The following is a 23,719-nucleotide window of genomic DNA, read 5'->3' as shown; positions in this document are numbered from 1 at the left end:
CGATTCGGCCTTTGTTTATGGCGAGATATCAAACAAAGATAATTTCCATATTTGCCAAGTCTCATAACTTCGGCATGGACGTGTAGGCGCGGCCTTAGGGCGCGACAGGGCTGCAAAGCAGCCCCCACGCTAGTTGCACTTATACGGAAAAATTGGACCGCGCTAACACCGCGCAGCGCCACAGCCGGGCGATATCACCGGCACGCGCCTGCAGCAGCTCGCGGGCGTTGGCGCACGCCTGCTCCAGGCTCATCGGCCCGCTGGCCAACGCAAAGGCCGCGTCGATGCCGTGGCCATACAACTGTTGATACCCCTCCCCCAGCGTGCCCGCCAGCACCACCACCGGTACACCATGGCGCTTGGCGACCCGTGCCACGCCCATTGGCGTCTTGCCACGTAGGGTCTGGGCATCGAAACGCCCCTCGCCGGTCAGCACCAGGTCGGCGCCTTGTACCAGCGCGTCCAGGCCGGCCAGCTCTGCCACCACCTCGACGCCAGGGCGGAACTGCGCGCCCATGAACGCCTTGGCCGCAAAGCCCATGCCGCCTGCAGCGCCGCAGCCCGGGAAGTCACGCACGTCCTCACCCAGCAGTTGCGCGCAGTGATCAGCAAAGTGCCCCAGTGCCTGGTCCAGTGCTTGTACTTGCTGCGGGTTAGCCCCTTTCTGCGGGCCGAAGATCGCCGAAGCGCCATTGGCACCGCAGAGTGGGTTGTCGACGTCGGCAGCAACCTCGACCTGGACCTCGGCCAGCCGAGGGTCGAGGTCGCTGGCATCGATACGTGCCAGCTTTGCCAGGGCCAGCCCCCCTTCTTCCAGTGGTTGCCCCTCGGCATCCAGCAGCCGCAGCCCTAGGGCGCGCAGCATGCCACTGCCGCCGTCATTGGTCGCGCTGCCGCCAATGGCCAAGACAATGCGGCGGGCACCCGCAGCCAGGGCGGCGGCGATCAGTTCGCCGGTGCCCCAGGTGCTGCTGCGGCAGGCATCACGCTGCTGGGTGGGCACCAATTGCAGGCCACTGGCCTGGGCCATTTCGATGATCGCCGTGCGGGTCTGCGGCAGCCAACCCCAGCCGGCCTCGACGCTGTGCCCCAAAGGCCCACGTACAGCCAGGCGGCGTAATTCGCCCTGGCTGGCGGCCAAGATGGCGTCCATGGTGCCTTCACCGCCGTCGGCCATGGGGCATTCGACCAGCTCGGCATCCGGCCACACCTCGGCCAGGCCAGTGGCAATGGCGCGGGCGACACCGGCAGCGTCGAGGCTGTCCTTGAACGAGTCGGGGGCGATGACGATCTTCATGGGGATTCTCCTGTCCAGATGAGCGGCATGCTGACAGTTGCCTGGCAAGGTGGCCTCGGTCAAATGCACAAGACGGCGGAGGCGTTGTTTGGGCAAATGCCTTCGGCCAGCGCTTCACTCAGCTCGCAACAACTGCAACCCCAGGTACAGGCTGAGCATCCCCTCCATCCGCAAGGGGTCGACCTCGCCCAGTTCGGCGATCCGCTCCAGCCGGTAGCGCAGGCTGTTGCGGTGAATGCCCAAGGCGTCGGCACAGGCCTGGCTCTGGCCATCATGGGCACACCAGGCGCGCAAGGTCGCAATCAGCTGACCACTGGCGTCCTTGGCGCGGATGCGTTGCAGCGGTTGCAACAGCTCATCCAGCGCATCGTCATTGCGATGCCGCCACAGCAAGGCCGGTAGCCGGTACCGCTCAAGGCTGAGCAGGCGCTCGGCCGGCAGCACCTCTTGCCCATAAGCCAGCAGGTCGCGCACCCGGCGATAACCACGGCGCAGTTGTTCCAGGCTTTGCGCCACGCACCCCAGGGCCAAGCGCTCAACCTGCCAGCCGTGACGCTCGAGGCGCTCCAGCAACCGCGCTTCGTCCAGCACCAGACCCGCCGGGCGACACCACAGCAGCGATTGCCGTGCGGGACTGACGCACCAGCTGTCCGGGTAACGGCTCATCAGCCAGGACGACAGGGCTTCGGCAGGCGGCCCTGATTCCAGCTCGAACAGGCAAGGTACCCTTGGCAGTTGCGGCTTCAGGCCGAGCTGACGGGCTTCATCGAGCAGCCGAGGCGAATCGCCGCTGCCGCCTAACAGCAAGGCCAGCAGGTCGTCGCAGCGTTGCCGCCGCCATTGCTGTTCAACCTGCAGGTGGCGCTGGGCCAGGAGCATTTCAGCAGTCATGCGCACCAGTTCGCCATAGGTGCGCAGCTGCTGCGGGTCGCCGGTCAGGCCCAACACGCCCATCAGCCGGCCATCGAGCATCAGTGGCAGGTTCACCCCGGGCTGCACGCCTTTGAGGCACTTGGCCGCGTCCACGTCGAGCTCGACGATCCGGCCGTTGGCCAGCACCAGTTGCGCGCCTTCGTGGCGGGTGTTGATGCGCTCCGGCTCGCCACTGCCCAGGATCAACCCCTGGCTGTCCATGACATTGACGTTGCACGGCAAAATGGCCATCGCCCGATCAACGATATCCTGCGCCAGGTCATGGTCGAGTTCGAACATTCAAGGGTCCTTAGGGTGGTAGGCTTTGGTCCCGGGCACAGCGCCCCTGGTCAATCGCTGTGCAAAAGCACAAAGACAGGCACGGCGCTGTCCCCGAGACTCGTCAGGGCGAGCGCCGGAACAGGCGACGCGGTGACAACCATAACAACAGAGAACCCGATCATGGCACACAGCCCCGCCCCTGACCAAGGCACGGACACCACCCGCAATGCGCTGTACCGGCGCATCACCCTGCGGCTGATTCCGTTCATTTTCATCTGCTACCTGTTCAACTACCTGGACCGCGTCAACGTCGGCTTTGCCAAGCTGCAGATGCTCGACGCGCTTAAATTCAGCGAAACGGTATACGGCCTTGGCGCCGGTATCTTCTTCATCGGCTACGTCCTCTGCGGCCTGCCGAGCAACCTGGCGCTCAACCGCTTCGGCCCACGGCGCTGGATCGCGCTGATGATGATCGCCTGGGGCAGCCTCTCGACCTGCCTGCTGTTCGTCACCACCCCCACCGAGTTCTACACCCTGCGCCTGCTGACCGGCGCGGCTGAAGCCGGCTTCTTCCCTGGCGTGGTGCTGTACCTCTCGCGCTGGTTCCCGGCTGCCCGTCGCGGCGGCATCATGGCCTTGTTCATGTCGGCGATCCCGGTGTCGGGGCTGTTGGGCGGGCCGTTTTCCGGCTGGATCCTCGAACATTTCGCCGCCGGCCAGCATGGCCTTGCCGGCTGGCAATGGCTGTTCCTGATTCAGGGCCTGCCCACCGTCGTGCTGGGTTGCCTGGCAATCCGCCTGCTCAGCGACGGCTACCAGAAAGCCGCCTGGCTGAGCCCGGCCGAACGCCAATTGATCGAAGCCGACCTGAAGGCCGATGCCGCGAGCAAACCCGCCACCACCGGTGACGGCGTACTCGCGGTGTTGACCAACCCGTTGATCTGGACGTTCGGCTTCGTCTACTTCTGCATCCAGAGCGGTGTGTACGCGATCAACTTCTGGCTGCCGTCGATCATCAAGAACATGGGCTTCGACAACCCCTTGTTGATTGGCTGGCTGAGCGCCATTCCGTACCTGCTGGCGGGTGTGTTCATGATCGTCTGCGGGCGTTCGGCAGACCGGCGCAACGAACGTCGCTGGCACCTGGTGGTGCCGATGCTGATGGGCGCCATCGGCCTGTTGATTGCGGTCAACTTCGCCGGCAACCCGACCATCGCCATTCTTGGCCTGTCGATCGCCACCATGGGCGCCCTCACCGGCCTGCCGATGTTCTGGCCAATGCCTACCGCCCTGCTCAGCGCAGGTGCGGCCGTGGCCGGCCTTGCGCTGATCAACTCAGTGGGCCAGATGGCCGGCTTCCTCAGCCCGTACCTGGTGGGTTTCATCAAGGACCAGACCGGCTCGACCGATGCTGCGCTGTATTCGTTGGCGGCATTGATCGTGGTCGGTAGCCTGGTGGCGCTGCGGGTAACGCGCGCAGGGGCGTTGGCCACAGCCAAGGCCAACTAGAACGCCTGTGTAGGAGCAGCCTTGTGCTGCGAAGAGGCCGGTGATAGCAGCGAAAATTTGCTGTGTGATCACCGGCCTCTTCGCAGCACAAGGCTGCCCCTACAGGGCAATGCCCCCGATCGTCGGCTCGGGTCAGCAACTCATCACCACAGGCGTCAAATGGTTCCAAAGGCACCTTTGGAGAACCCCCATGACCCAGCACGCCGTGGCCCGCCTCGATCAGCTCGATCCCAACCGCCCCCTGCGTGTGCAGGCCGGCAGTGAAGAACTCATCCTGATCCGCCAGGGCGACCTGGTGCATGCTTACCAGGCCAACTGCCCGCACGCTGGCGCCCCGCTCGAAGAGGGCGTGATCTGCTCGGGGCTGCTGGTCTGCCCATGGCACAAGGCGGCGTTTGCCGTGGACGAAGGTGCGGTGTGCGAACCGCCGGCACTGGCCGACCTGCGCCGCTACCGTGCGTGGGTCAAAGGTGATGAGGTGTGGGTGGATGACCACCCCCTGGCCAAGGCCGAGCCCCCGCGGCACAGCGATGCCCGTTGTTTCGTGGTAGTCGGTGCCGGCGCCGCCGGCAGTGCCGCCGTCGCTACCTTGCTGCGGCACGGTTTCGCCGGCCGCCTGGTCTGGCTCGACCAGGAACACCAGCCGGCCTACGACCGGACCGCGCTCAGTAAATTCGTCATTGCTGGGCAAATGCCACCTGATGAGGTCCCTGCCTTGCTCGAAGCGGATGACTTGCGCAAAGGCCACCTGATCCGTCAGCACGGCAAGGTCCGCGCACTCAACAGCGAGAAACGCCAGATCATCCTTGCCGACGGGCAGCACATCGACTATGACGCTTGCCTACTGGCAACGGGCGGTAAAGCGCAACGTCCAGCGCTCCCCGGGGCAGATCTGCCGGGTGTATTCACCCTGCGCTCACGTGAGGACGCCGCGCTGTTGCTCGACGCCGCAGAACCCGGGCAGCCGGTGGTGATCGTCGGCGACGGCTTCATCGGCCTGGAGGCCGCCGCTGCACTGCGCAAGTACGGCCTGCAGGTGCACCTGGTCACCCGCCATGAGGTGCCGTTGGCCAAACAATTGGGTGAACGTATCGGGCGCAGCATTCGCGAACTGCACGAACGCAAAGGCGTGGTCTTTCACGGCCCCACCGAAGTCGAACGTTTCGAAGGCCAGGGTAAGGTGGAAGCCGTGTTGCTGGCCGATGGTGAACGGCTGCAGACGCCATTGGTATTGCTGGGCACCGGGGTCAAACCTGCCACGGCCTATGTGCAAGGGGTGGCGCTGGCCGACGATAAATCGCTGCCGGTCAATGCCGAAATGCGTGCGGCACCCGGGCTGTGGGCCGCCGGCGATATCGCCACCTTCCCCCTGGCTGGCCGGCCCGTGCGCATCGAACACTGGCGCCTGGCCCAGCAACACGGCGTGATCGCTGCGGCCAACATGCTCGGCGAGCAGCGCCGCTACGAAGATGTGCCGTTCTTCTGGACCTACCAGCATGGGCGCACCTATGAAGTCCTGGGGCATGCACGGGACTGGAACCGCATTGAGTACGTCGGCCAGCCAGAGCAAGGCGACTTCGTCGCGCTGCAATGCGTGGATGAGCAGGTCGAGGCCGTCATCGCCAAGGGCTATTCGGATGCCATGGCGCACCTGTCGCAGCGGATGAAGCGGCCGTTGCGGCTGGACGAGGCGCTGAAGCTGATTGGCTGACTTTTCCTGGAAAAAATCAGCTATGGTTTCCCCACCTCTAATAACAAGCATTTCGTGGAGCGCCCATGGCCGCGCACACCCCTTCACCCCGCGCCAGTGAACTGGCCGCCTTCGTCGACTGCCACTTCGCCGAGCGCGGCCTGACGCCAGAACCGGTGATTGCCGAATCCTGGTACCGCAGCATCACCCAGCACCGCCTGGACCCCGAGCTGCGCCACGTCGACAACATCCTCAGCGCTGCCGAAATCCGCCAGCACCAGGCCCAACACGAGGCCTACCTGAGCATCGCCAGCCAAGGCGTCAGTGGCCTGGCAAGGCGTGTGGTGGACGCCGGTTTTGCCGTGCTGCTCAGCGACGCCGACGGCATCACCCTTGATGCCCGCCTGCCAGCCGACCACCAGCGTTACACCCGCTCCGGGTTGATCGTCGGCGCGCGCTGGGACGAGTCGATCGCCGGTACCAACGGCATTGGCACTGCACTGGCCTCGCAGCAAGCGCTGACCATCCACCGTCAGGAACACTTCCTGGCAACCAATGCCCGGCTCAGTTGCTCGGTGGCGCCGATCTTCGATGCCCACAACCAACTGCTCGGCTGCCTCAACGCGACCTGCCTCTATAACGACGGCCCCAAGCAGGCCCAGCACCTGACCTTGCAGTTGGTGACGCTGTACGCCCGGCTGATCGAGAACAGCCATTTCCGCCAGCGCTACCGCGACTGCCTGACCTTGGCCATCAAGCCGCGTGATGATTTCTCCGACCTTGCCGCCGAGCAACTGCTGGCCCTGGACGAAGGCGGCCGGGTGATCGGCGCCAATCGGGCGGCCTTCCTGGCGCATGCCGGCACGCTGTTGGGCGTGGCGATCGAGCAGCTGCTGCCCGCCAACATTGACCAGTTGCTCGACCTTACGCGCGGCGGAGCCCGTGGCACTCAATTGCACGGGCATGTGCAAGCGCATCTGCTGGACGTCGGCCTGCGTATACCGGCCGGCTACCGCCAATCCACGCCGTCGCGGCCCCTGCCGGCGCGTGCGGCGTACCCCACGCTTGAGCAATTGGCAGGCGAGGATGCACAGTTGCAACAGGGGGTGAAACGCCTGCGCAAGGTGCTCGACAAGGACATCGCCATTTTGCTGAACGGCGAAACCGGTACTGGCAAGGAGGCCTTCGCCCGTGCCTTGCACCAGGCTAGCCAGCGCCACGCCAAACCCTTCGTCGCGCTCAACTGTGCAGCGATACCCGAGTCGCTGATCGAAAGCGAACTGTTCGGCTACCGCGCTGGCAGCTTTACAGGTGCCAATCGCAAGGGCATGAAAGGCAAACTGGAGCAGGCCAATGGCGGCACGTTGTTCCTGGATGAGATCGGCGACATGCCAACGCACCTGCAAACGCGCCTGCTGCGGGTGCTTGCCGAACGCGAACTGGTACCACTGGGCGCAGATGCGCCGGTGACGCTGGATATTCAGGTGATTTCGGCGACGCACCAGGACCTGCAAGCCATGATCGGCGATAAAGGCTTTCGCGAAGACCTTTACTACCGGCTATGCGGCATGCGTATGACGTTGCCGGCATTGCGTGAGCGCAGTGACCGACGTGAATTGATCGAGCGGTTGTTGGCGGGGTTGCCGGGAGGGGCTGGTTTGCGTTTGAGCGATGAGGCCCGGCGTTGCTTGCTGGGGTATGCCTGGCCGGGGAACGTGCGGCAGTTGCTCAATACGTTGCGCCAGGCGGTAGCGCTGGCGGAAGGTGGGGTCATTGAGCTGGCAGATTTGCCGGAGGAGCTACTGAACCGTGCAGTGCCTGCCAGGCCAAAAGTGCTGGAACAGCAGGTCGAAGATGCCGAGGCGCGGCACTTGCTGGAGGTTTTGAAGCGAGAGCGCTGGAACATGAGCCTGGCGGCAGAGGCTGCGGGGATTTCGCGGTCGACGTTGTATCGGAAAATGAAGCGGTACGGGATCGTTCAGCCGAACCAGTTGGGGTGACTGTACCGGCCTCTTCGCGGGCAAGCCCACTCCCACAGGTACACCACAGTTTTCAAGCCTGTGGGCTCACCTGTAGGAGCGGGCTTGCCCGCGAAGAGGCCAGAAAAGCCAACCCTTATCCCTGGATGTACACCACCTGCGTACGCGTGTACTCATACAACCCGTGTTTGCCATCCGCCCCGCCGATCCCGGACTTGCGCGCCCCGGCATGGAAGCCCTGCATGGCCTCGAAGTTTTCGCGGTTGATGTAGGTCTCGCCAAAATCGATCTCGCGGCTAGCCTTCAACGCCGCGTTCAGGTCGCGGGTGTACAGCGAAGACGTCAGCCCGTACTCGCTGTCATTGGCCAAGGCAATCGCCTCGTCCAGGTCATCGACCACCTGAATCGGCAGCACCGGCCCAAAAATTTCCTTGCGCATGATCTCCATGTCGGCGGCGCAGCCCGCGAGCACGGTCGGCTGGTAATGGAACCCGGCCCCCAGGTCCGCTACCTGCCCGCCGGTCACCAACTGGGCGCCCTGCCCGACCGCCGTGCGCACCATCTGCGCTACCTTGTCGAGCCCGGCCTGGTTGATCAGTGGCCCCATGTCCAGGTCTGCCTGGCGCGACGGGTCGCCGTAACGGGTCGCGGCCATGGCCTGGGCCACCTTGTCGACGAAGGCGTCGGCTACCTTGCGCGCCACATACACCCGCTCGGCGCAGTTGCACACTTGGCCAGTATTGATCACCCGCGAGGCAACAATGGCTTTCGTCGCCAAGTCCAGGTCAGCGTCCGCCAGCACGATCGCCGGGGCCTTGCCGCCCAGTTCAAGGTTGAGCTTGGTGATGTTCGGCGCTGCCGCCGCCATGATCCGGGCCCCCGTGGCGACGCTGCCGGTAAAGCTGACCAGGTCGATACCGGCATGGCTCGACAGCCCATGGCCGACGCTGGCCCCCTTGCCACCGACCACGTTGAACACCCCCGCTGGCAGGTCGGTCTCGGCCACCAGCTTGGCGAACTCATAGCAGTTGATGGGCGTTTCTTCACTGGGCTTGATCACGATGGTATTGCCCGTGAGCAGCGCCGGCGCCATCTTGCGGGCGATGAGGAAGAACGGGAAGTTCCAGGGCAGTATCCCAGCCACCACACCCAGCGGCTTGCGCATCAGGAAAATGTGCTCGTTGGCACGGTCGCTGGTCAACACCTCGCCTTCCAGGCGCCGCGCCCATTCCGCCATGTAGTCGAGGTAGTCGGCGGTGAAGTTCACCTCGACCTGCGCCAGCCCCGGCACCTTGCCGCCTTCCTGGGTGATGATGCGCGCTAAGCGGTCGGCATTGGCACGCACCTTGGCGGCGATCTGACGCAGGTAGCCGGCGCGTTCGATGGCAGGTTTCGCTGCCCAGCCTTTTTGCGCGTTGCGTGCCGCAGCAATGGCCCGCTCCACCTGATCGACCGGCGACTCCGGCACACGCGCCAGTAACTGCGCGTTGGCCGGGTTGTACACCTCGATCAGCCCCTCGCTGGGTACGAAGGCGTTGTCGATGTAGTTCTGGTAGATCGCTTCAGTCATGGTCATCTCACTCCTGTGACGGGTTGTCGGCCAGTGACGGCTGGGCAGCCGGCTTGGCGCTGAATTGCTGCCAGGCGTTGCCTTCGCTTTTCAGGTCATGGGCACGCTTGATGAGGTACTGGTGCACCTGCTCGACTTGCTCGGGCTTGAGGTTGTCGGCAAACGAAGGCATGCCATCCCGCACGCGGCCGCCATAGAGGATGCCGAGGAACATCTGGTGTTTATCAGCACTGAGTTTGCGCAGGTCTGGCAGTACACCGCCGCTGACGGCATGGATGCCGTGGCACTGTGAGCAGTTGCCGTCGTACAGGGCCGCACCGGCGGCGACAGTCTTGGCGTCGGCGGTCAAGGGTGGGGGTTCGGGCGCATTGGCGGGCGGCGCTGGCTCACGCAATTTGGCGGTACCGCCAATCTTGTAGGTCAGCACTTGCGAGAACGGCTGTACCCCGGCACGCAACGACAACGCCCCGGCAAACGTCGAGAAGGCCCCGCCCCAGCCGGCCATGAAGGTGACGTACTGCTCGCCATCGACCGAATAGGTGATCGGCGCTGCCATCACGCCACTGGCGGCGGGCGATTCCCACAGCTTCTTGCCGGTGTCAGCGGCATAGGCGATCACACGGCCATCGGCGCTGCCCTCGAACACCAGGTTGCCGGCGGTGCTCAGGGTGCCGCCGTTGAAGATGGTGATGTAGGGCACCTCCCAGGCCGGCGCCTGTTTGACCGGGTCCCAGGCGATCAGCTTGCCGGACCAGGTCTTGGCCATCTCCAGCAGGCCATCGGCACCCTCGGGCATCATGCCGGTGCGTAACCCCAGCTGGTACACGCTTTTGAACGGGTTGCGCTTGGGCGCCTCGGGGATGTGCTCGTAATAGGCCGACATGATATGCGCCGGGATGTACACCAGGCCGGTATTGGGGTTGTACGACATTGGGTGCCAGTCATGCGCGCCCCAGAATGCCGGCGTCACCAGCTTGCGCTTGCCGTCCTTCCAGTAGGCCGCTGCCTCGTCGTCGAGAATCGGCCGCCCGGTTTTCATGTCGATGCCCTTGGCCCAGTTCACCGGCACGATATTCTTCGCGGACAGCAACTCGCCGGTGGCCCGGTCGAGCACATAGAAGAAGCCATTCTTGGGCGCCTGCATCAGCACCTTGCGTTGTTTGCCGTTGATCGGCAGCTCGGCGAGGATCATGTGCTGGGTGGCGGTGAAGTCCCAGGCATCACCGGGGGTGGTCTGGTAGTGCCAGGCGTATTCGCCCGTATCGGCATTGACGGCGACAATCGACGACAGGAACAGGTTGTCGCCTTTGGCCTGGCTGCGCCATTTAGGGTCCCACATCGAGCCGTTGCCAACGCCGATGTACAACAGGTTCAGCTCAGGGTCGTAGGCGAACGAATCCCAGGCCGTGCCGCCGCCGCCCCACTCGACGAAGGCATCGCCGTGCCAGGTCTTGCTGGCAATCTCCATGGCCTTGTCTTCAGGCGGCAGCTTGGGGTCACCCGGCACGGTGAAGAAGCGCCAGGCCTGCTTGCCGGTTTCGGCGTCATAGGCCGTCACATAGCCGCGCACACCAAATTCTGCCCCACCGTTGCCAATGATGACCTTGCCGTTGACCACCCGCGGCGCACCGGTGATGGTGTAGCTGCGCTTATGGTCGTCGCGGGTGTCCACCGACCACACGCGCTGGCCGGTCTTGGCATCGATCGCCTCCAGGCGCCCGTCCAGCACGCCGACGTAGACCTTGCCCTGCCACACGGCCACGCCGCGGTTTACCGCATCACAGCACGCCTCACCGGCGCGATTGCGGTCTGACTGCGGGTCGTATTTCCACAGCAGCTTGCCGTTGCGGGCATCCAAGGCATACACCACGGAAAACGGCCCCGTGGTGTACATCACCCCATCGACCACGATAGGCGTGGCTTCTACACCCCGGTCCAGGTCGAGCTTATAGCTCCAAGCCAGGCCCAATTGATTGACATTGTCCTGGTTGATGGCCTTGAGCGGGCTGAAGCGTTGTTCATCGTAGGTACGGCCGTGGCTCATCCAGTTGCCAGGTTCCTGGTCGGCCTGGATGATCCGCTTGCCATCCACTTCTGCAGCAAAAGCGGTTGCGCAGCACGCCAAGGCAAGGGCCAGGCAGCCCAAGGCGTACGGAAGGGGCCGGCGGTGCGGGCCTGTTCGGTTCATGGTCGGTTCTCCGTTCTTGTTATGGCGACACCGCATCAGGCGTCGATAACAGACAGAGCAACGGCTGTGCCAGCATCACCCGGCACCTTCGAAACAGGCATTACAGAGCGGTTGCTAGCCAAACGGCCGGGCAATGGCTGAGGCCTGCACATGCAGCAGCCATGGCACAGCTGATGCAGGCATGGCACAGGTGTGTCAGCCACTGTGGCGGGCTTTCAATGGCGTGCGGTTGTGTGTAAAACAGGCAGACAAGCCCACTGCAAAGGACTCAACCGCATGATCTACCGTCCCCTTGGCCAGAGTGGCCTGCAGGTTTCCGCCCTTACCCTGGGCAGCATGATGTTCGGCGAGCAGACCAGCACCGAGGACTCACTGCGGATCATCGAAAAAGCCTGGGACCAGGGCATCAACTTCATCGACACCGCCGATGTCTACAACAGCGGGCGTTCGGAAGAAATCGTCGGTGAAGCCGTGGCGCGCCATCGCCAGGACTGGATAGTGGCGTCCAAGGTCGGCTTTGGCCCGACCGACGGCCTGCCCAACCGCAGCGGGCTTTCGCGCAAGCACATCTTCAATGCCATCGACGCGACGCTCACGCGCATGGACCTGGACTACCTCGACGTTTACTACCTGCACCGCGAAGACCACAAGGTACCGCTGGAAGAAACCGTGCAAGCCATCGGCGACCTGCTGCGCCAAGGCAAGATCCGCTATTGGGGCGTGTCCAACTTCCGCGGCTGGCGCATTGCCGAGCTGTGCCACCTGGCCGAGCGACTGGGCGTGGCCAAACCGGTGGTGAGCCAGCCTCTGTACAACATCGTCAACCGCCAGGCAGAGCCCGAACAGCTGACCGCTGCGGCTTACCATGGCCTGGGCGTGGTGCCGTTCAGCCCCTTGGCCCGCGGTGTGCTCAGCGGCAAGTACGCACCCGGCTCGGTGCCAGATGCCAGCAGCCGTGCCGGGCGCCAGGACAAGCGGATCATGGAAGTGGAATGGCGCCAGGAATCATTGGCCATCGCCCGCCAGATCCAGGCGTATGTCGAAGCCAAGGGCGTGGGCATCGTCGAGTTCGCGATTGCCTGGGTACTTAATAACCAATTGGTGAGTTCGGCCATTGTCGGGCCGCGCACCGAAGCACAATGGGACACCTATGCCGGCGCACTGGACGTGAAGATCACGGCGGAGGATGAAGCGTTCATCGATTCGCTGGTAACGCCGGGCCATGCCTCGACGCCAGGCTTCAATGACGTGGCGCACTACGTGAGTGGGCGACTGGCGCGCAATTGATGGCAGCCGTTTGATTGAAGCCAAGGGGCCGCAAAGCCGCTTGGCGGCTCTACCGCGCTGCGGCAGATACAAAAAAAGCTCCCTATCTTTCGATACGGAGCTTTTCTTTACACGCCACACAATTGCCAGGCTTCACGCCGTTCGATCAAGCACCCAGGTCAACCCGCAAGGTTGCAAGCACCTGTTCGAACGCCGAGCCGGCGGGTGCGTGTCTTACTCAGGTCGCACTTGGGCGGCCTGCATGCCTTTTTGCCCTTTTTCGGCAACAAAGCTAACAGTCTGGCCTTCTTTCAGCGACTTGAAGCCGTCCGATTCAATGGCTTTGAAATGAACGAAGAGGTCGTCGCCACCACCCGCTGGGGTAATGAAGCCGAACCCTTTTTCATCGTTGAACCATTTAACTGTACCGGTTTGTCTGTTGGACATGCTCTGAGCCCTCGATGGCTTATTTGATGCGTTTTACGTGAAATTACAACGAGGGCCTTATCAAACAACCAGCCCCTGCAGTGGCATATTGAGCGCTTTGGCGACGATAAGCTACTAAGAATTCCACCAAGCCGCAAAATAGCTGTGCCCTGTACCCGATTTCCCCCGCAAAATGGGGGCTGCGGCGGTAAACAGAATCTTCGTTTAATCGCCCCTGGGCGGTACTGCAGCCGGCCCCAGGTAGCGCGAAGTCCACTCAGCCAGTGGCAATGGGGGTTGCTGATCGACGATACGCCGCCAGATCAAGCCCAGGTCATGCCCGTTGAACATCGATGCCACCCCTGCCCCTCGCCACGCCGTGGGCGTGTCGGCAATCCAGTGCCCCTGGCTGTCACGGTGGGCCATGTTGAAGCGGAAGGTGTAGTTGCCGGGGATGCCCATGCGCAGGTCGGTCACCACCAGCGCCCCGTCGATTTCGTCATAGCGCAACCAGTCATCAGTGAACCAGCGCAGGCGCTGATGCAAAGGCGCACCAGCAAGCGCAGCGGCCAGCTCAAGGTTGCGTGGCAGGCGCTGCATTTCTGGCGGTTGCTGGTCGAACCCACTGCTGACACCTTCGTAGTAGTCGCCGTCCGGCGTCTTGGCCAGCACGCGCCAGATCAGGCTGTTGAAGGCAATCGGCACGGCACGTACGTCGCTGACCGTGATGCCCTGCTGGTCCAACGCGGCCTGAAAGCGTTGCTCCGCCTGCATGCGCCCAGCCAGGCCAAAGCCGAGGTAGGCCGTACTGAAAACCAGTGCCAGGGTCAGCAGCCGCAGGGCAGTGCCCGTCACGCCCTTGGCGAGGGTGTAGATCACTGCCGCCAGCAGCGGCACGGTGTAGACAGGGTCGATGATGAACACCGCAGCCCAGCTTTGCGGGGTCAGCGCCAACGGCCAGAACAGTTGCGTGCCATACACGGTAAAGGCGTCCAGCACCGGGTGCGTGACCAGCACCAGCCAGAACGCCAGGAACAGGCGCGGCACGGTATAGCCTTTGCCTGGCCAGCACCGGTTGACGCACCAGGCCAGCAGCAGCGCCAGCCCGGTCAGGACGAAAAGGGAGTGGGAGAACCCCCGGTGGTAGGTCATCTGCGACACCGGGTCGGCGTAGCGGATGACCACGTCCAGGTCGGGCAGTGTGGCCAGCGCTGCGCCGTACAGCAGCGCTCGGCGGCCCTGGATGCGACCGAGCACAGTGCCCTGTAGGGCGGCGCCGAGTACGGCTTGGGTCAATGAGTCCAAGGCGGGATTTCCTGAGAGGATGACGCGTGAAAGCTAACCCCCTCTACCCTCTGGGTGCAAATGCGGCTCAGTGACAAAAGATGGCAGCTGGGTTTTCACAACAACTGCCAGGTGTACACCAGGGTCAAGCGATTCTCGTCGATATCACTGCGGTAGTTGGACCGTGCCATGGCATTTCTCACGCGAATGCCCAGGCCTTTCAACACCCCACTCTGCACCGCATAGCCGATATCCAGGTCGCGCTCCCGGTCACGGCCCTCGTAGCCCTGCCCGGTATCGACATTGTTGCCGGTGATGTACCGCACCGTTGCCGTCAGCCCCGGCACGCCCATGGCGGCAAAGTTGTAGTCGTAGCGCACCTGATAGGAACGCTCGTCGGTGTAGGCGAACTCGTAGGTTGGCACCTCGTTGCCCAAGGGGGAGATGTTGGCAAATACCCGCGGGAACGGGCTGTCGCCATAAATGCCCTGATACCCTGCATGGAAGCTGTGCCCGCCATGGCGGGCGGTGAACAGCGAGAAGAATGCCTGGTTATCGATACTGCCCAGCAGGGCGTCGCCGTCCTCGCGGGCGGTGAAATAGCCAAGGTTGGCGCTCAGCACCCAGTCGCCGACAGGTTTGCTGTGTTTAAGGCCGACAAAGCCTTGCTCGTAGATATCTTCCAACTGCCCGTACCACAGGCTGACACTGCTTTGGTTCGCATTGAACGCGTAGTCGCCCCCCACATAGTTGAACGCATCACCTTCAGCCTGACGCATTGGCAAATGGCCGAGCATGGCATTCATCTTGCCGTCGCCGCCCTCGTTGCGCAGGTGCGTTGAGGTCAGGTGCCCGGCTTGCAAGGTCAGCCCCTGCAGCTCGGTCGACAACAGGCTGGCACCTTGGTAAGTCGGCGGCAGCAGGCGGATATCACTGAACGTCAGCACTGGCAGGTTGGGCTGCAGTTCGCCCACCCGCAGCTCGGTTTTCGACAGCCTGGCCTTGAACGTCGGCGCCAGGCGGCTGTATTCGTCTGCGGCGCGGCCATCGCCATGCACCGGCAACAGGCCGGTATTGACCCGGTCGGGGCTGCTGTCGAGTTTGATGCCCAGCAGGCCGAGTGCATCCACCCCGAACCCCACCGTGCCAGGCGTGTACCCCGATTTGAAGTCAAGTATGAAGCCCTGGGCCCACTCCTCGGCCTTGGACTGTTGATTGGCGCCGACAATGTCGGAGAAGTCGCGGCTGAAATAGTAATTGCGGGCACTGAGGCTGGCCTTCGAATCCTCGAAGAAGCCGCCTTCAGCAGCCAGCAGCGGTGGGCTGAGCAATGTCAGGCCAATAGCGACGCAAGGGGTGTGGTTCATTCCGAAGCTCTCTTGATCTTGTTTTTATGGAATAAAGCGCTGGGAACACAGGCATCATGGGGTGCGGCGCATTACCTCCCGCGCTTGAGGCCGCCGCAGAACAAGCAGCGCGTGGGCCAGCAGGCCGAACAGCAGCCCCCAGAACGCCGCCGACAGGCCAAGGAAGGACACCCCCGAAGCGGTGACCAAAAAAGTGAACAGCCCGGCATCACGCTCAGCAGGCTCGGCGAGGCTGCGTGCCAGGGCTTCGCTGATTGCCCCGTACAGGGCCAGCCCGGCAAGGGCCGCGATCAGTGCCGCGGGAAATGCCGCGAACAGCGACATCAACGTGGCCCCAGCAACCCCAAGCAGCAGGTACAGCACACTGCCGGCGACGGCCGCGACATAGCGCCGGCGCGGGTTTTCATGGGTCTCATGGCCTGTGCACAGGCTGGCGGTGACGGCCGCCAGGTTCAGGCCGTGGCAACCAAAAGGCGCGAGCACGGCGCCACCGATGGCGCTGGCACTGATCAACGGGCTGGCCGGTGTGGCGTAACCGGCGTTGCGCAGCACGGCCATCCCCGGCATGAATTGCCCGGTGAGGGCCACCAGCACCATGGGCAACGCCAGGCTGAACACCGCCGCCAAGCTGAATTGCGGGGCAATCCATTGCGGCGAGGCCAGTTGCAGCACCAACGCCTCGCTGCGAAACGCCCCGCTGGCCACGGTCACGACGGCGCCCACGCACAGTACGGCGGCCACCGCATAGCGCGGCTGAAGCCTGCGCATCAGCACATAGGTGATGAACATGGCCACCACCAGCAGCGGCTGTACCGGCAAGGCGCGGAACACCTCGATGCCGAAACTGAACAAGATGCCGGCTTGCATGCCGGCGGCAATGGAGCCCGGCAGGCGCGCGATGATGCGGTCGAAGGCCCCGCTGATGCCAATCAGCAGCAGGACCAGGTTGGCCACCAGGTACGCCCCCACGGCCTGCTCCAAGCCGAGTTCAGGCAGGGCCGTGACCAACAGCGCCGAGCCTGGAATCGACCAGGCGATCACGACCGGCACTCGGTAGCGCAGGCTGAGTACAGCGCCGAGCACTCCGCTGCCCATGGAAACGGCCCAGACCCAGGAAGACAGCTGGCCATGGGACAACTGCGCGGCCTCGGCAGCGTGAAAGATGATCACCAATGGGCCGGCGTAGGAGATCATCGTCGCCAGGCAGCCGGCGACGATGGCGGACAGCGAGCTGTCCTTGATCAGGGTTTTCATTACGCTTGCGCCGCCGTGGCCAGGCCATGGCGCTTGCCACTGACCAGGTGCACGGCCATGGCCAGCGCGGCAATCGCGCCAGGGATGGCGAACGCGATGAAATTCAATTGCAACGGCAGGTTGATGCCCATCAGCGCGCCACCCAGCAGCGGGCCGACAATGGCGCCATTGCGGCCAATGCCCGAAGCCCAGCCCAGGCCGGTGGAGCGCACCGCCAGGCCATACATCTGTGCCGCGCCGGCATACAACAGGATCTGCGTGCCGATGGTGGTGGCGCCGGCGATGAAGATCAGCAGGTACAGCACCGGCATCGGGCTGTTCACCCCCAACAGGCTGATCGACAGCGCGGCTGCAATGAAGAAACCGACCTTGACCTTGACCAGGTTGTAGCGGTCGCCCAACCAGCCCCCCAAAATCGCCCCGGCCATGCCACCGAAGTTCAGCGCCAACAGGAACGACAGGCTCGAACCCAGGCTGTAACCCGCGTTGGCCATCAGCTTCGGCAACCATGAACTGAGCGCGTACACCATCAGCAGGCAGCAGAAGAACGCCAGCCACAGGGCCAGGGTGCGCACGGCCAGGCCGTTGCGAAACAGCTCGACGACCGAGCTGCCAGCCCCCTTGCGGTCGGTTGCCTGAAGCACGTCACCAGGCTGGATGTCGCACTCGGGGTCAAGCTGTTTGAGCAGCTTGCGGGCTTCTTCGGTGCGCCCTTTACGTACCAGGAAGCCAATGGATTCTGGCAGGTAATAGAGAATCACCGGCAACAGCAGCAGCGGTACCGCCGCAGCGAAGAACATCGACTCCCAGCCGAAACGCGGCAGCATGAAAATACCGACGCCTGCCGACAGCATGCCGCCCAGCGAATAACCACTGAACATGATCGCCACCAGCGTGCTGCGCAGGCGTTTGGGGGCGTATTCGTTCATCAATGCCACGGCGTTAGGCATCAAGCCGCCACACCCGAGGCCGGCGATGAAGCGGTAGATGCCGAACTCGCTGGGGCTGGTGGCAAAGCCGTTGAGGATGGTCGCCGTGGAGAACAAGGCGAAGCAGATGGCGATCCCCTTCTTGCGCCCGATGCGGTCGGCCAGGCTGCCGAATACCAGGGCGCCGAACATCATGCCGAACAGCGCATAACTGCCCAGGGCGCCGGCCTGCAGGGGCGTCAGGCCCCACTCTTTCATGATTACCGGCAGTACCACGCCGTAAATGAACAAGTCATAGCCGTCGAAGATCAGCAGCAGGCCGCACCAGGCCATGACCATCCAGTGGAACGCGGTAAAGCGCGCATTATCGATGATCGGGTGCACGTCAAGGGTTCGCATGGCATCTGTCTCTGTTGTTTTTGTTGTGGAGGAAAACGGTTGCCGGGGGGGCTGGCTCAGCCGAGGTCGCCGCCCCCTACCGGCAGCGTTACGCCGGTGATGTAGGAGGCTTCGTCGGAGGCCAGGAAGAGGATGGCGCCGACCTGCTCGTCGATGCTGCCGTAGCGGTGCATCAAGCTGCTGTCGAGGGTCTGGTCGACGATTTGCTGGTACCAGGCCTTTTCCTGCGCGCTCTGCTCGGCGGCGTTGCGCGGCACGCGCCGTGGCGGTGCCTCGGTGCCGCCAGGGGCAGTGGCATTGACACGGATACCGCGCCCGGCGGTTTCGAAAGCCAGGCAGGCGGTGAGCGCGTTGACGCCACCTTTGGCCGCGCCGTAGGGCACGCGGTTGACGCCACGGGTGGCGATGGACGAGACGTTGACAATGGCCCCTGCCCCACGTTCGAGCATGTACGGCAACGCGGCATGGCAACACCACAAGGTGGGGAACAACGAGCGGCGCACTTCGGCCTCGATCTGTTCCACTTCGTAGTGTTCAAAAGGTTTGGCCCAAATGGTGCCGCCGACATTGTTGACCAGGATGTCGAGGCGGCCGAACGCTTCGACCGCAGCGGCCATGACGCGGGCACAATCGCTGTGCAGTTCGAGGTCGGCGGTGAGGGTCAGCATGCCCTCCCCGGCCAATTCGTGGACCAACTCGGAGCGGTCCACCGCCACCACCTGCGCGCCTTCGGCCTTGAGCCGCCAGCACACGCCGCGGCCAATGCCTTGAGCGGCGCCGGTGACCAGGGCGACTTTGCCTTGAAATCTTGTGTTCATCAGTATTTCTCCATGCTGACGCGGACGCTGTGGGAGCGGGCTTGCCCCGCTAGCAGACCCCACGGTGGATGGCACGGGCTTCGCCCGTGTTCGCGGGGCAAGCCCGCTCCCACAAGGGCGGCCCCAAGGAAACTCAGGCCGCGGCGGCGAACTTCTCGTAGTAGAAGTTCGCCGGCGTAATACCCTGCTCGCGAACGTACTGGCTGACTGCCTCGACCATCGGCGGTGGCCCGCACAGGTACACGTCCACATCGCCGTCATTGAGGTGGCGCGGTTCGATGTGCTGGGTGACATAGCCTTTCTGCGGGTACTGGCTGTCTGGGTTGGCCACGCAGGCGCTGAAGGTGAAGTTTGCAATGCGCGCCGCCAAGGCCTGCAGGCGGTCCAGCTCGACCAGGTCGAAGTCGTTGGTGACCCCGTAGATCAGGTGCACCGGGTATTCGCTGCCCTGCTCGGCGATCTTCTCCAGCATCGCGGTGAACGGTGCCAGCCCGGTGCCACCTGCCAGCAACAGCAGTGGGCGCTGGATCGGCCGCAAGTAGAAGCTGCCCAGCGGCCCTGCCAGGCTCATGCTGTCGCCGGCCTTGGCCAGGTTGGTGAGGAAGCTGCTCATCAAGCCGCCCGGCACGTTGCGGATCAGGAAGCTGACCTCGCCGTCCTTTTGCAGAGAGCTGAACGAGTAAGCGCGGCTCTGCTCGCTGCCGGGCACCTTGAGGTTGACGTATTGCCCTGGCAGGAATGCCAGCCGGCTCAGCGCCTCGCCCTTGATCGACAGGGCAATGGTGCTCGCCGACAACTGGCGCACGTCGCTGATGGCGGCTTCGAAACTGGCCTGTTCGGTCTTGCACACGTGCGAAGAGGCCGGGATGCGCACCACACAGTCGGATTCTGCCCGCATCTGGCAGGTCAGCACATAGCCTTCGGCGATTTCGTCCTCGCTCAGGGCGTCTTCGATGAAGTTGTCGCCCAAGTCGTAGCGCCCGGACTCGGCCTTGCACTTGCAGGTGCCGCAGGCGCCGTCGCGGCAGTCCAGCGGGATGTTGATGCCCTGGCGGTAGGCGGCGTCAGCCACGGTCTCATGGCCAGTGGCCTCGATGAAGCGGGTTACCCCGTCCTCGAAATTCAGTGCGATCTGGAAGCTCATGTTGCACCTCGCGGGCGAGCCTGCCCGCGGCGCGCCATGCGGCACACCGGGCGGCTCGCGTTACCTCGGTTCAGATGTGGTAGATGTCGATGACCTGACGCACGTAGTCGTTCTTCAGGACCACCTTCTTGGCCTTGATCAACGGCTGCTCGCCGCGCAAATCGAGGGTGTAGAAGCTGCTGCCGAAGTAGCTGTCGGTGGTCTTGTAGCGAAAGCTCAGGGTGTGCCAGTTGAAGCGCACCTGGCAGTAACCCTCGCCCTGCTCGACGATCTCGATGTTGCTGATGTTGTGCGAGGTACGGGTGTCCGGCACGGTCGCGCTGGAGCGCTCGGTCTTGATGCGGAACACCCGGTCCTCGAGGCCACCTCGGTTGCCGTACCAGATCAGCGAGATTTCGCTTTGTGGGTCTTCGGTGAGGCGGTCGTCATCGTCCCAGGACGGCATCCAGAAGCTGGCATCGGCTGCGTACAGCTCCAGCCACTGGTCCCATTCGGCGTCGTCCAGGTAGCGCGCTTCGCGGTAGAGGAAGTCGCGCACGGTTTCGTAGAGGCTCATTGCACGGCCTCCACGGGGATCAGTTGCTGCTCATCCTTGAGCGCCTGGATCATGGTGTCCTGCCAGTACTTGTGTTGCAGCACGAACAGGCCTTCGTCCTCCGTGCGCACGCCTGACAACAGCGGCTTGAGCTCGATTTCCTGGGCCGCCTCGTCAGCGCCCTCGACCCAGTGGGCAGCGCCGCGGGACATGTCATTCCAGCCGGTGCCGCCGCCGTAGCCTGTCTGGCACGAGCGGAACTCTTCAAGGTCGTCCGGGGTGGCCATGCCGCTGACGTTGAAGAAGTCCTCGTACTGGCGGATGCGCTTGGCACGGGCGTCAGCGCTCTCGCCTTTGGGCGCGATGCAGTAGATGGTGATTTCGGTCTTGTTCACCGAAATCGGCCGGGCAATACGGATCTGCGAACTGAATTGGTCCATCAAGTACACGTTGGGGTACAGGCAGAGGTTGCGCGAGTTCTCGATCATCCAGTCGGCGCGTGCCTGGCCGTAATCGGCGGCCAGCTGGTCACGTCGCTCGTAGGCCGGGCGGTCTTCTGGGTTGGCCCAACGGGTCCACAGCAGCAGGTGGCCATGGTCGAAGGAATAGAAGCCCCCGCCCTGCTTGGCCCAAGCGCCTGCGCTCATGGTCTTGATCTCGTCACCCGCCTCGCGCTGTTTGCGCTGGTTCTGGGTGGCGGCGTAGTTCCAGTGCACGGAGCTTACGTGGTAGCCGTCGGCGCCGTTCTCGGCGGTGAGCTTCCAGTTGCCTTCGTAGATATACGAACTGGCGCCACGCAGCACTTCCAGGCCTTCGGGCGACTGGTCGACGATCATGTCGATGATCTTGGCCGACTCGCCCAGGTGCTCTACCAGCGGTTTCACATCGGCATTCAAACTGCCGAACAGAAAGCCCCGGTACGACTCGAAGCGCGCGACCTTGGTCAGGTCGTGGGAGCCGTCGCAGTTGAAACTGTCGGGGTAGCCGGCGTTGCTCGGGTCTTTGACCTTGAGCAGTTTGCCGCTGTTGTTGAAGGTCCAGCCATGGAATGGGCAGGTGTAGCTGGCACGGTTACCGCGCTTGTGCCGGCACAGCATGGCGCCGCGGTGGCTGCAGGCATTGAGGAAGGCATTGAGTACCCCGTCCTTGTTGCGCGCGATAAAGATCGGCTGGCGCCCCATGGTCAGGGTGAGGAAGTCGTTTTTCTCGGGGATCTGGCTTTCGTGCGCCAGGTAGATCCAGTTGCCCTCGAAGATGTGCTTCATCTCCAGGTCGAACAGGCGTGGGTCGGTGAACATCTCGCGCTTGCAGCGGTAGATGCCCTGTTCACGGTCGTCTTCGAGCATGGCATTGAGGTAGTCGAATCCCAGGGACATGGCCAGGGTCTCCATTGTTATTGTTCAGACCATGTCAGGTTAGGGATCGAGGGGGGGCGGCAATATCCTATTCGTGCAGAGTGGTATCCGATTTGTGCAAATCAACGCCGGTTGCGCAGTGTGGCAGAGGGCAGTTCCCCGAACTGTTGCCGGTAGATCTCCGAAAAACGCCCCAGATGCAGGAAGCCGTAGTCCATGGCAAGCTCGGTAACGTTTTTCACGGTACAACGGGTATCGCTCAGGCAGGCATGAACCCGCGCCAGCTTGCGTTGCCGCACATACTGCTTAGGCGTGGTACCCAAATGCCGATCAAACAAGGCATACAACGACCGCACGCTCATGCAGGCCTGCTCTGCCAGCACTTCAGCTGAAAGCTCAAGTTTCAGGTTGCGCTCGATGTAATCCAGAATCCGCTCAAGGCTAGCCGCCGGTGCATTCAGGCTTTCGCGCCGAATGTTAGTGCTCATCAAGGTCAGCAGTTTGCTGGCCACAATCTGGCTGTAATGCCCCTGCACCCGCGGCAACGACTCATTCACTTCGGCTTCATGGCACACCATCGCCAGCAGGTTTACGAAACCGTCCAACTCTTCCAGCCGGTAGTGGTTACGCAGGAACCGCACGCCGCCATCCGGGCGATGCCAGCGTTGTTCTTCGCAGATCGAATCGAGCAGCCGGGTCGGCACCTTGAGGATAAATTTCTCGCAGTCTTCCGAGTAGGTCAGGTCAACCGGGTCGTCTGGGTTGATCAGCAACAACTCGCCCGGCACCAAGTGATGCTCACGCTGGGGCCCGCGCCACAGGCAGTTGCCGTTGAGCAACACTTGCAAGTGGTAGATAGTTTCCAGCGCGGGCGAGGTGACGCGCACGCTGCCGCCGTAGCTGATGCGGCACAGGTCGAGCTCGGCGAACTTGCGGTGGCTGAGGCTGGCCTGGGGGTGGGTGGTGCGCGACAAACCGATGCAGTGCTGGCCCACGTGCTGGTTCACATAATCGGACACAGCATAAGGGTCGGCGTGGTGAAACACGCTACTGCGCTCGCTCAGCAGGCGGCTTTCCATAGGCAAGGCACTCGGTTTCGTTATTGTTCTGGGCGCCGCTTCCTACGGGCCTTGGGGCCGGTGGTTGCGGTCGATCACGGTTATTCTATCGGGCTAGTCGCTGGGTACAGAGGCAGGCGACAGCCGGTGAATAGGCACACACTAAGCAAAAAGGCGGGGGTTGGGCAATGCGACCATTGGAATGGTTGGGCGGACAGCGGACAAGTCTTTGATACTAACCGTTCGTTTATCGAACACAATTATCTGTTTCGCGGTACTGGCCTCTTCGCGGGCAAGCCCGCTCCCACAGGTAGAACGCAGGCTTTGAGGTCGACTGACGGAACAGATCGACCTCAGGGTGCTGGGCTGCCAGTTCGTCCAGCGCCTTGATCGCATCTTCGACGGTCAGGCCCTGACGGTAGACGATCTTGTAGCAACGACGCAGGATATGAATGAC

The 23,719-nt window shown here is 63.2% G+C and carries 18 protein-coding genes and 1 pseudogene; 4 read left to right on the top strand and 15 right to left on the bottom strand.

Annotated elements, in window-relative coordinates:
- Positions 1-139 precede the first annotated feature (139 nt).
- Positions 140-1,297, bottom strand: coding sequence for a glycerate kinase (locus tag OO306_RS02010; protein ID WP_265967514.1), 1,158 nt, complete (start codon positions 1,295-1,297; stop codon positions 140-142).
- Between the two features lie 114 nt (positions 1,298-1,411).
- On the bottom strand, positions 1,412-2,509 hold the full coding sequence (locus tag OO306_RS02005) for a sugar diacid recognition domain-containing protein (protein WP_238217551.1): 1,098 nt from the start codon (positions 2,507-2,509) through the stop codon (positions 1,412-1,414).
- 162 nt (positions 2,510-2,671) lie between these two features.
- Here OO306_RS02005 and OO306_RS02000 point away from each other — a divergent pair, with 162 nt between their 5' ends.
- The 3 genes from OO306_RS02000 (at position 2,672) to OO306_RS01990 (ending at position 7,690) form a co-directional block, all read left to right on the top strand.
- Positions 2,672-4,000: an MFS transporter gene (locus OO306_RS02000; protein WP_027595414.1), complete on the top strand. Its 1,329-nt coding sequence runs from the start codon at positions 2,672-2,674 to the stop codon at positions 3,998-4,000.
- 190 nt (positions 4,001-4,190) lie between these two features.
- Complete coding sequence (locus tag OO306_RS01995) at positions 4,191-5,711, top strand: FAD-dependent oxidoreductase (RefSeq protein WP_265967513.1); 1,521 nt, start codon at positions 4,191-4,193, stop codon at positions 5,709-5,711.
- 65 nt (positions 5,712-5,776) lie between these two features.
- Positions 5,777-7,690, top strand: a complete 1,914-nt coding sequence (locus OO306_RS01990; protein WP_265967512.1) for a sigma-54-dependent Fis family transcriptional regulator — start codon at positions 5,777-5,779, stop codon at positions 7,688-7,690.
- Positions 7,691-7,805: 115 nt separating this feature from the next.
- Here OO306_RS01990 and aldA read toward each other — a convergent pair whose 3' ends face one another.
- Together aldA and OO306_RS01980 are read right to left on the bottom strand one after the other, a co-directional pair.
- Positions 7,806-9,239 carry an aldehyde dehydrogenase gene (aldA, locus tag OO306_RS01985; RefSeq protein WP_265967511.1) on the bottom strand — a complete coding sequence of 478 codons (1,434 nt, stop codon included), beginning with the start codon at positions 9,237-9,239 and terminating at the stop codon, positions 7,806-7,808.
- A 7-nt stretch (positions 9,240-9,246) separates the two neighbouring features.
- Complete coding sequence (locus tag OO306_RS01980) at positions 9,247-11,427, bottom strand: PQQ-dependent dehydrogenase, methanol/ethanol family (RefSeq protein WP_265967510.1); 2,181 nt, start codon at positions 11,425-11,427, stop codon at positions 9,247-9,249.
- Between the two features lie 276 nt (positions 11,428-11,703).
- Here OO306_RS01980 and OO306_RS01975 point away from each other — a divergent pair, with 276 nt between their 5' ends.
- Positions 11,704-12,714 carry an aldo/keto reductase gene (locus OO306_RS01975; RefSeq protein ID WP_099429406.1) on the top strand — a complete coding sequence of 337 codons (1,011 nt, stop codon included), beginning with the start codon at positions 11,704-11,706 and terminating at the stop codon, positions 12,712-12,714.
- Positions 12,715-12,927: 213 nt separating this feature from the next.
- Here OO306_RS01975 and OO306_RS01970 read toward each other — a convergent pair whose 3' ends face one another.
- From OO306_RS01970 to OO306_RS01920, 11 genes and pseudogenes are all read right to left on the bottom strand, one after another.
- Positions 12,928-13,140: a cold-shock protein gene (locus OO306_RS01970; protein ID WP_027595420.1), complete on the bottom strand. Its 213-nt coding sequence runs from the start codon at positions 13,138-13,140 to the stop codon at positions 12,928-12,930.
- Positions 13,141-13,344: 204 nt separating this feature from the next.
- Complete coding sequence (locus OO306_RS01965) at positions 13,345-14,424, bottom strand: metal-dependent hydrolase (protein WP_265967509.1); 1,080 nt, start codon at positions 14,422-14,424, stop codon at positions 13,345-13,347.
- A 95-nt stretch (positions 14,425-14,519) separates the two neighbouring features.
- Entirely contained in the window at positions 14,520-15,770 is a 1,251-nt protein-coding gene (locus tag OO306_RS01960) for an OprD family porin (protein ID WP_265967508.1), read from the bottom strand.
- 54 nt (positions 15,771-15,824) lie between these two features.
- On the bottom strand, positions 15,825-17,024 hold the full coding sequence (locus tag OO306_RS01955; protein ID WP_265967507.1) for a benzoate/H(+) symporter BenE family transporter: 1,200 nt from the start codon (positions 17,022-17,024) through the stop codon (positions 15,825-15,827).
- Positions 17,024-18,352 carry an aromatic acid/H+ symport family MFS transporter gene (locus OO306_RS01950; protein WP_099454061.1) on the bottom strand — a complete coding sequence of 443 codons (1,329 nt, stop codon included), beginning with the start codon at positions 18,350-18,352 and terminating at the stop codon, positions 17,024-17,026. The genes OO306_RS01955 and OO306_RS01950 overlap by 1 nt, the downstream gene beginning before the upstream one ends.
- Positions 18,353-18,408: 56 nt before the next feature.
- Positions 18,409-19,170, bottom strand: a complete 762-nt coding sequence (locus OO306_RS01945) for a 1,6-dihydroxycyclohexa-2,4-diene-1-carboxylate dehydrogenase (RefSeq protein ID WP_027595425.1) — start codon at positions 19,168-19,170, stop codon at positions 18,409-18,411.
- A 133-nt stretch (positions 19,171-19,303) separates the two neighbouring features.
- Positions 19,304-20,314 (bottom strand): benzoate 1,2-dioxygenase electron transfer component BenC, encoded by a 1,011-nt coding sequence (gene benC, locus OO306_RS01940; RefSeq protein WP_027595426.1) that lies wholly within the window; start codon positions 20,312-20,314, stop codon positions 19,304-19,306.
- Between the two features lie 70 nt (positions 20,315-20,384).
- A complete protein-coding gene (benB, locus tag OO306_RS01935) occupies positions 20,385-20,870 on the bottom strand; it encodes a benzoate 1,2-dioxygenase small subunit (RefSeq protein ID WP_027595427.1) in 486 nt (161 codons plus the stop codon).
- The gene (gene benA / locus OO306_RS01930) at positions 20,867-22,225 is read right to left on the bottom strand and encodes a benzoate 1,2-dioxygenase large subunit (RefSeq protein ID WP_027595428.1); all 1,359 of its coding nucleotides are present in this window, start codon (positions 22,223-22,225) and stop codon (positions 20,867-20,869) included. Before benA ends, benB begins: the two co-directional genes overlap by 4 nt.
- Positions 22,226-22,326: 101 nt before the next feature.
- Positions 22,327-23,283: an AraC family transcriptional regulator gene (locus OO306_RS01925; protein WP_265967506.1), complete on the bottom strand. Its 957-nt coding sequence runs from the start codon at positions 23,281-23,283 to the stop codon at positions 22,327-22,329.
- A gap of 226 nt (positions 23,284-23,509) precedes the next feature.
- Positions 23,510-23,719 (bottom strand): annotated as a pseudogene (locus tag OO306_RS01920) (hypothetical protein); the annotation flags it as partial.

The organism is Pseudomonas sp. DCB_AW (genome assembly GCF_026240895.1).
GTDB classification, from domain to species: Bacteria; Pseudomonadota; Gammaproteobacteria; order Pseudomonadales; family Pseudomonadaceae; genus Aquipseudomonas; species Aquipseudomonas kermanshahensis.
The sequence above is the reverse complement of the archived record's forward strand: the minus strand, read 5'-3'. Positions and strand labels throughout refer to the sequence as shown.

Bases quoted from the DNA above. Each gene is read 5' to 3' on its own strand.
- OO306_RS01995 (WP_265967513.1), top strand. From the start codon at position 4,191: ATGACCCAGCACGCCGTGGCCCGCCTCGATCAGCTCGATCCCAACCGC.
- OO306_RS01980 (WP_265967510.1), bottom strand. From the start codon at position 11,427: ATGAACCGAACAGGCCCGCACCGCCGGCCCCTTCCGTACGCCTTGGGC.
- OO306_RS01970 (WP_027595420.1), bottom strand. From the start codon at position 13,140: ATGTCCAACAGACAAACCGGTACAGTTAAATGGTTCAACGATGAAAAA.
- benC (WP_027595426.1), bottom strand. From the start codon at position 20,314: ATGAGCTTCCAGATCGCACTGAATTTCGAGGACGGGGTAACCCGCTTC.
- OO306_RS01975 (WP_099429406.1), top strand. From the start codon at position 11,704: ATGATCTACCGTCCCCTTGGCCAGAGTGGCCTGCAGGTTTCCGCCCTT.
- OO306_RS01925 (WP_265967506.1), bottom strand. From the start codon at position 23,283: ATGGAAAGCCGCCTGCTGAGCGAGCGCAGTAGCGTGTTTCACCACGCC.
- OO306_RS01955 (WP_265967507.1), bottom strand. From the start codon at position 17,024: ATGAAAACCCTGATCAAGGACAGCTCGCTGTCCGCCATCGTCGCCGGC.
- benB (WP_027595427.1), bottom strand. From the start codon at position 20,870: ATGAGCCTCTACGAAACCGTGCGCGACTTCCTCTACCGCGAAGCGCGC.
- benA (WP_027595428.1), bottom strand. From the start codon at position 22,225: ATGTCCCTGGGATTCGACTACCTCAATGCCATGCTCGAAGACGACCGT.
- OO306_RS01945 (WP_027595425.1), bottom strand. From the start codon at position 19,170: ATGAACACAAGATTTCAAGGCAAAGTCGCCCTGGTCACCGGCGCCGCT.
- OO306_RS02000 (WP_027595414.1), top strand. From the start codon at position 2,672: ATGGCACACAGCCCCGCCCCTGACCAAGGCACGGACACCACCCGCAAT.
- OO306_RS02005 (WP_238217551.1), bottom strand. From the start codon at position 2,509: ATGTTCGAACTCGACCATGACCTGGCGCAGGATATCGTTGATCGGGCG.
- aldA (WP_265967511.1), bottom strand. From the start codon at position 9,239: ATGACTGAAGCGATCTACCAGAACTACATCGACAACGCCTTCGTACCC.
- OO306_RS01950 (WP_099454061.1), bottom strand. From the start codon at position 18,352: ATGCGAACCCTTGACGTGCACCCGATCATCGATAATGCGCGCTTTACC.
- OO306_RS02010 (WP_265967514.1), bottom strand. From the start codon at position 1,297: ATGAAGATCGTCATCGCCCCCGACTCGTTCAAGGACAGCCTCGACGCT.
- OO306_RS01990 (WP_265967512.1), top strand. From the start codon at position 5,777: ATGGCCGCGCACACCCCTTCACCCCGCGCCAGTGAACTGGCCGCCTTC.
- OO306_RS01960 (WP_265967508.1), bottom strand. From the start codon at position 15,770: ATGAACCACACCCCTTGCGTCGCTATTGGCCTGACATTGCTCAGCCCA.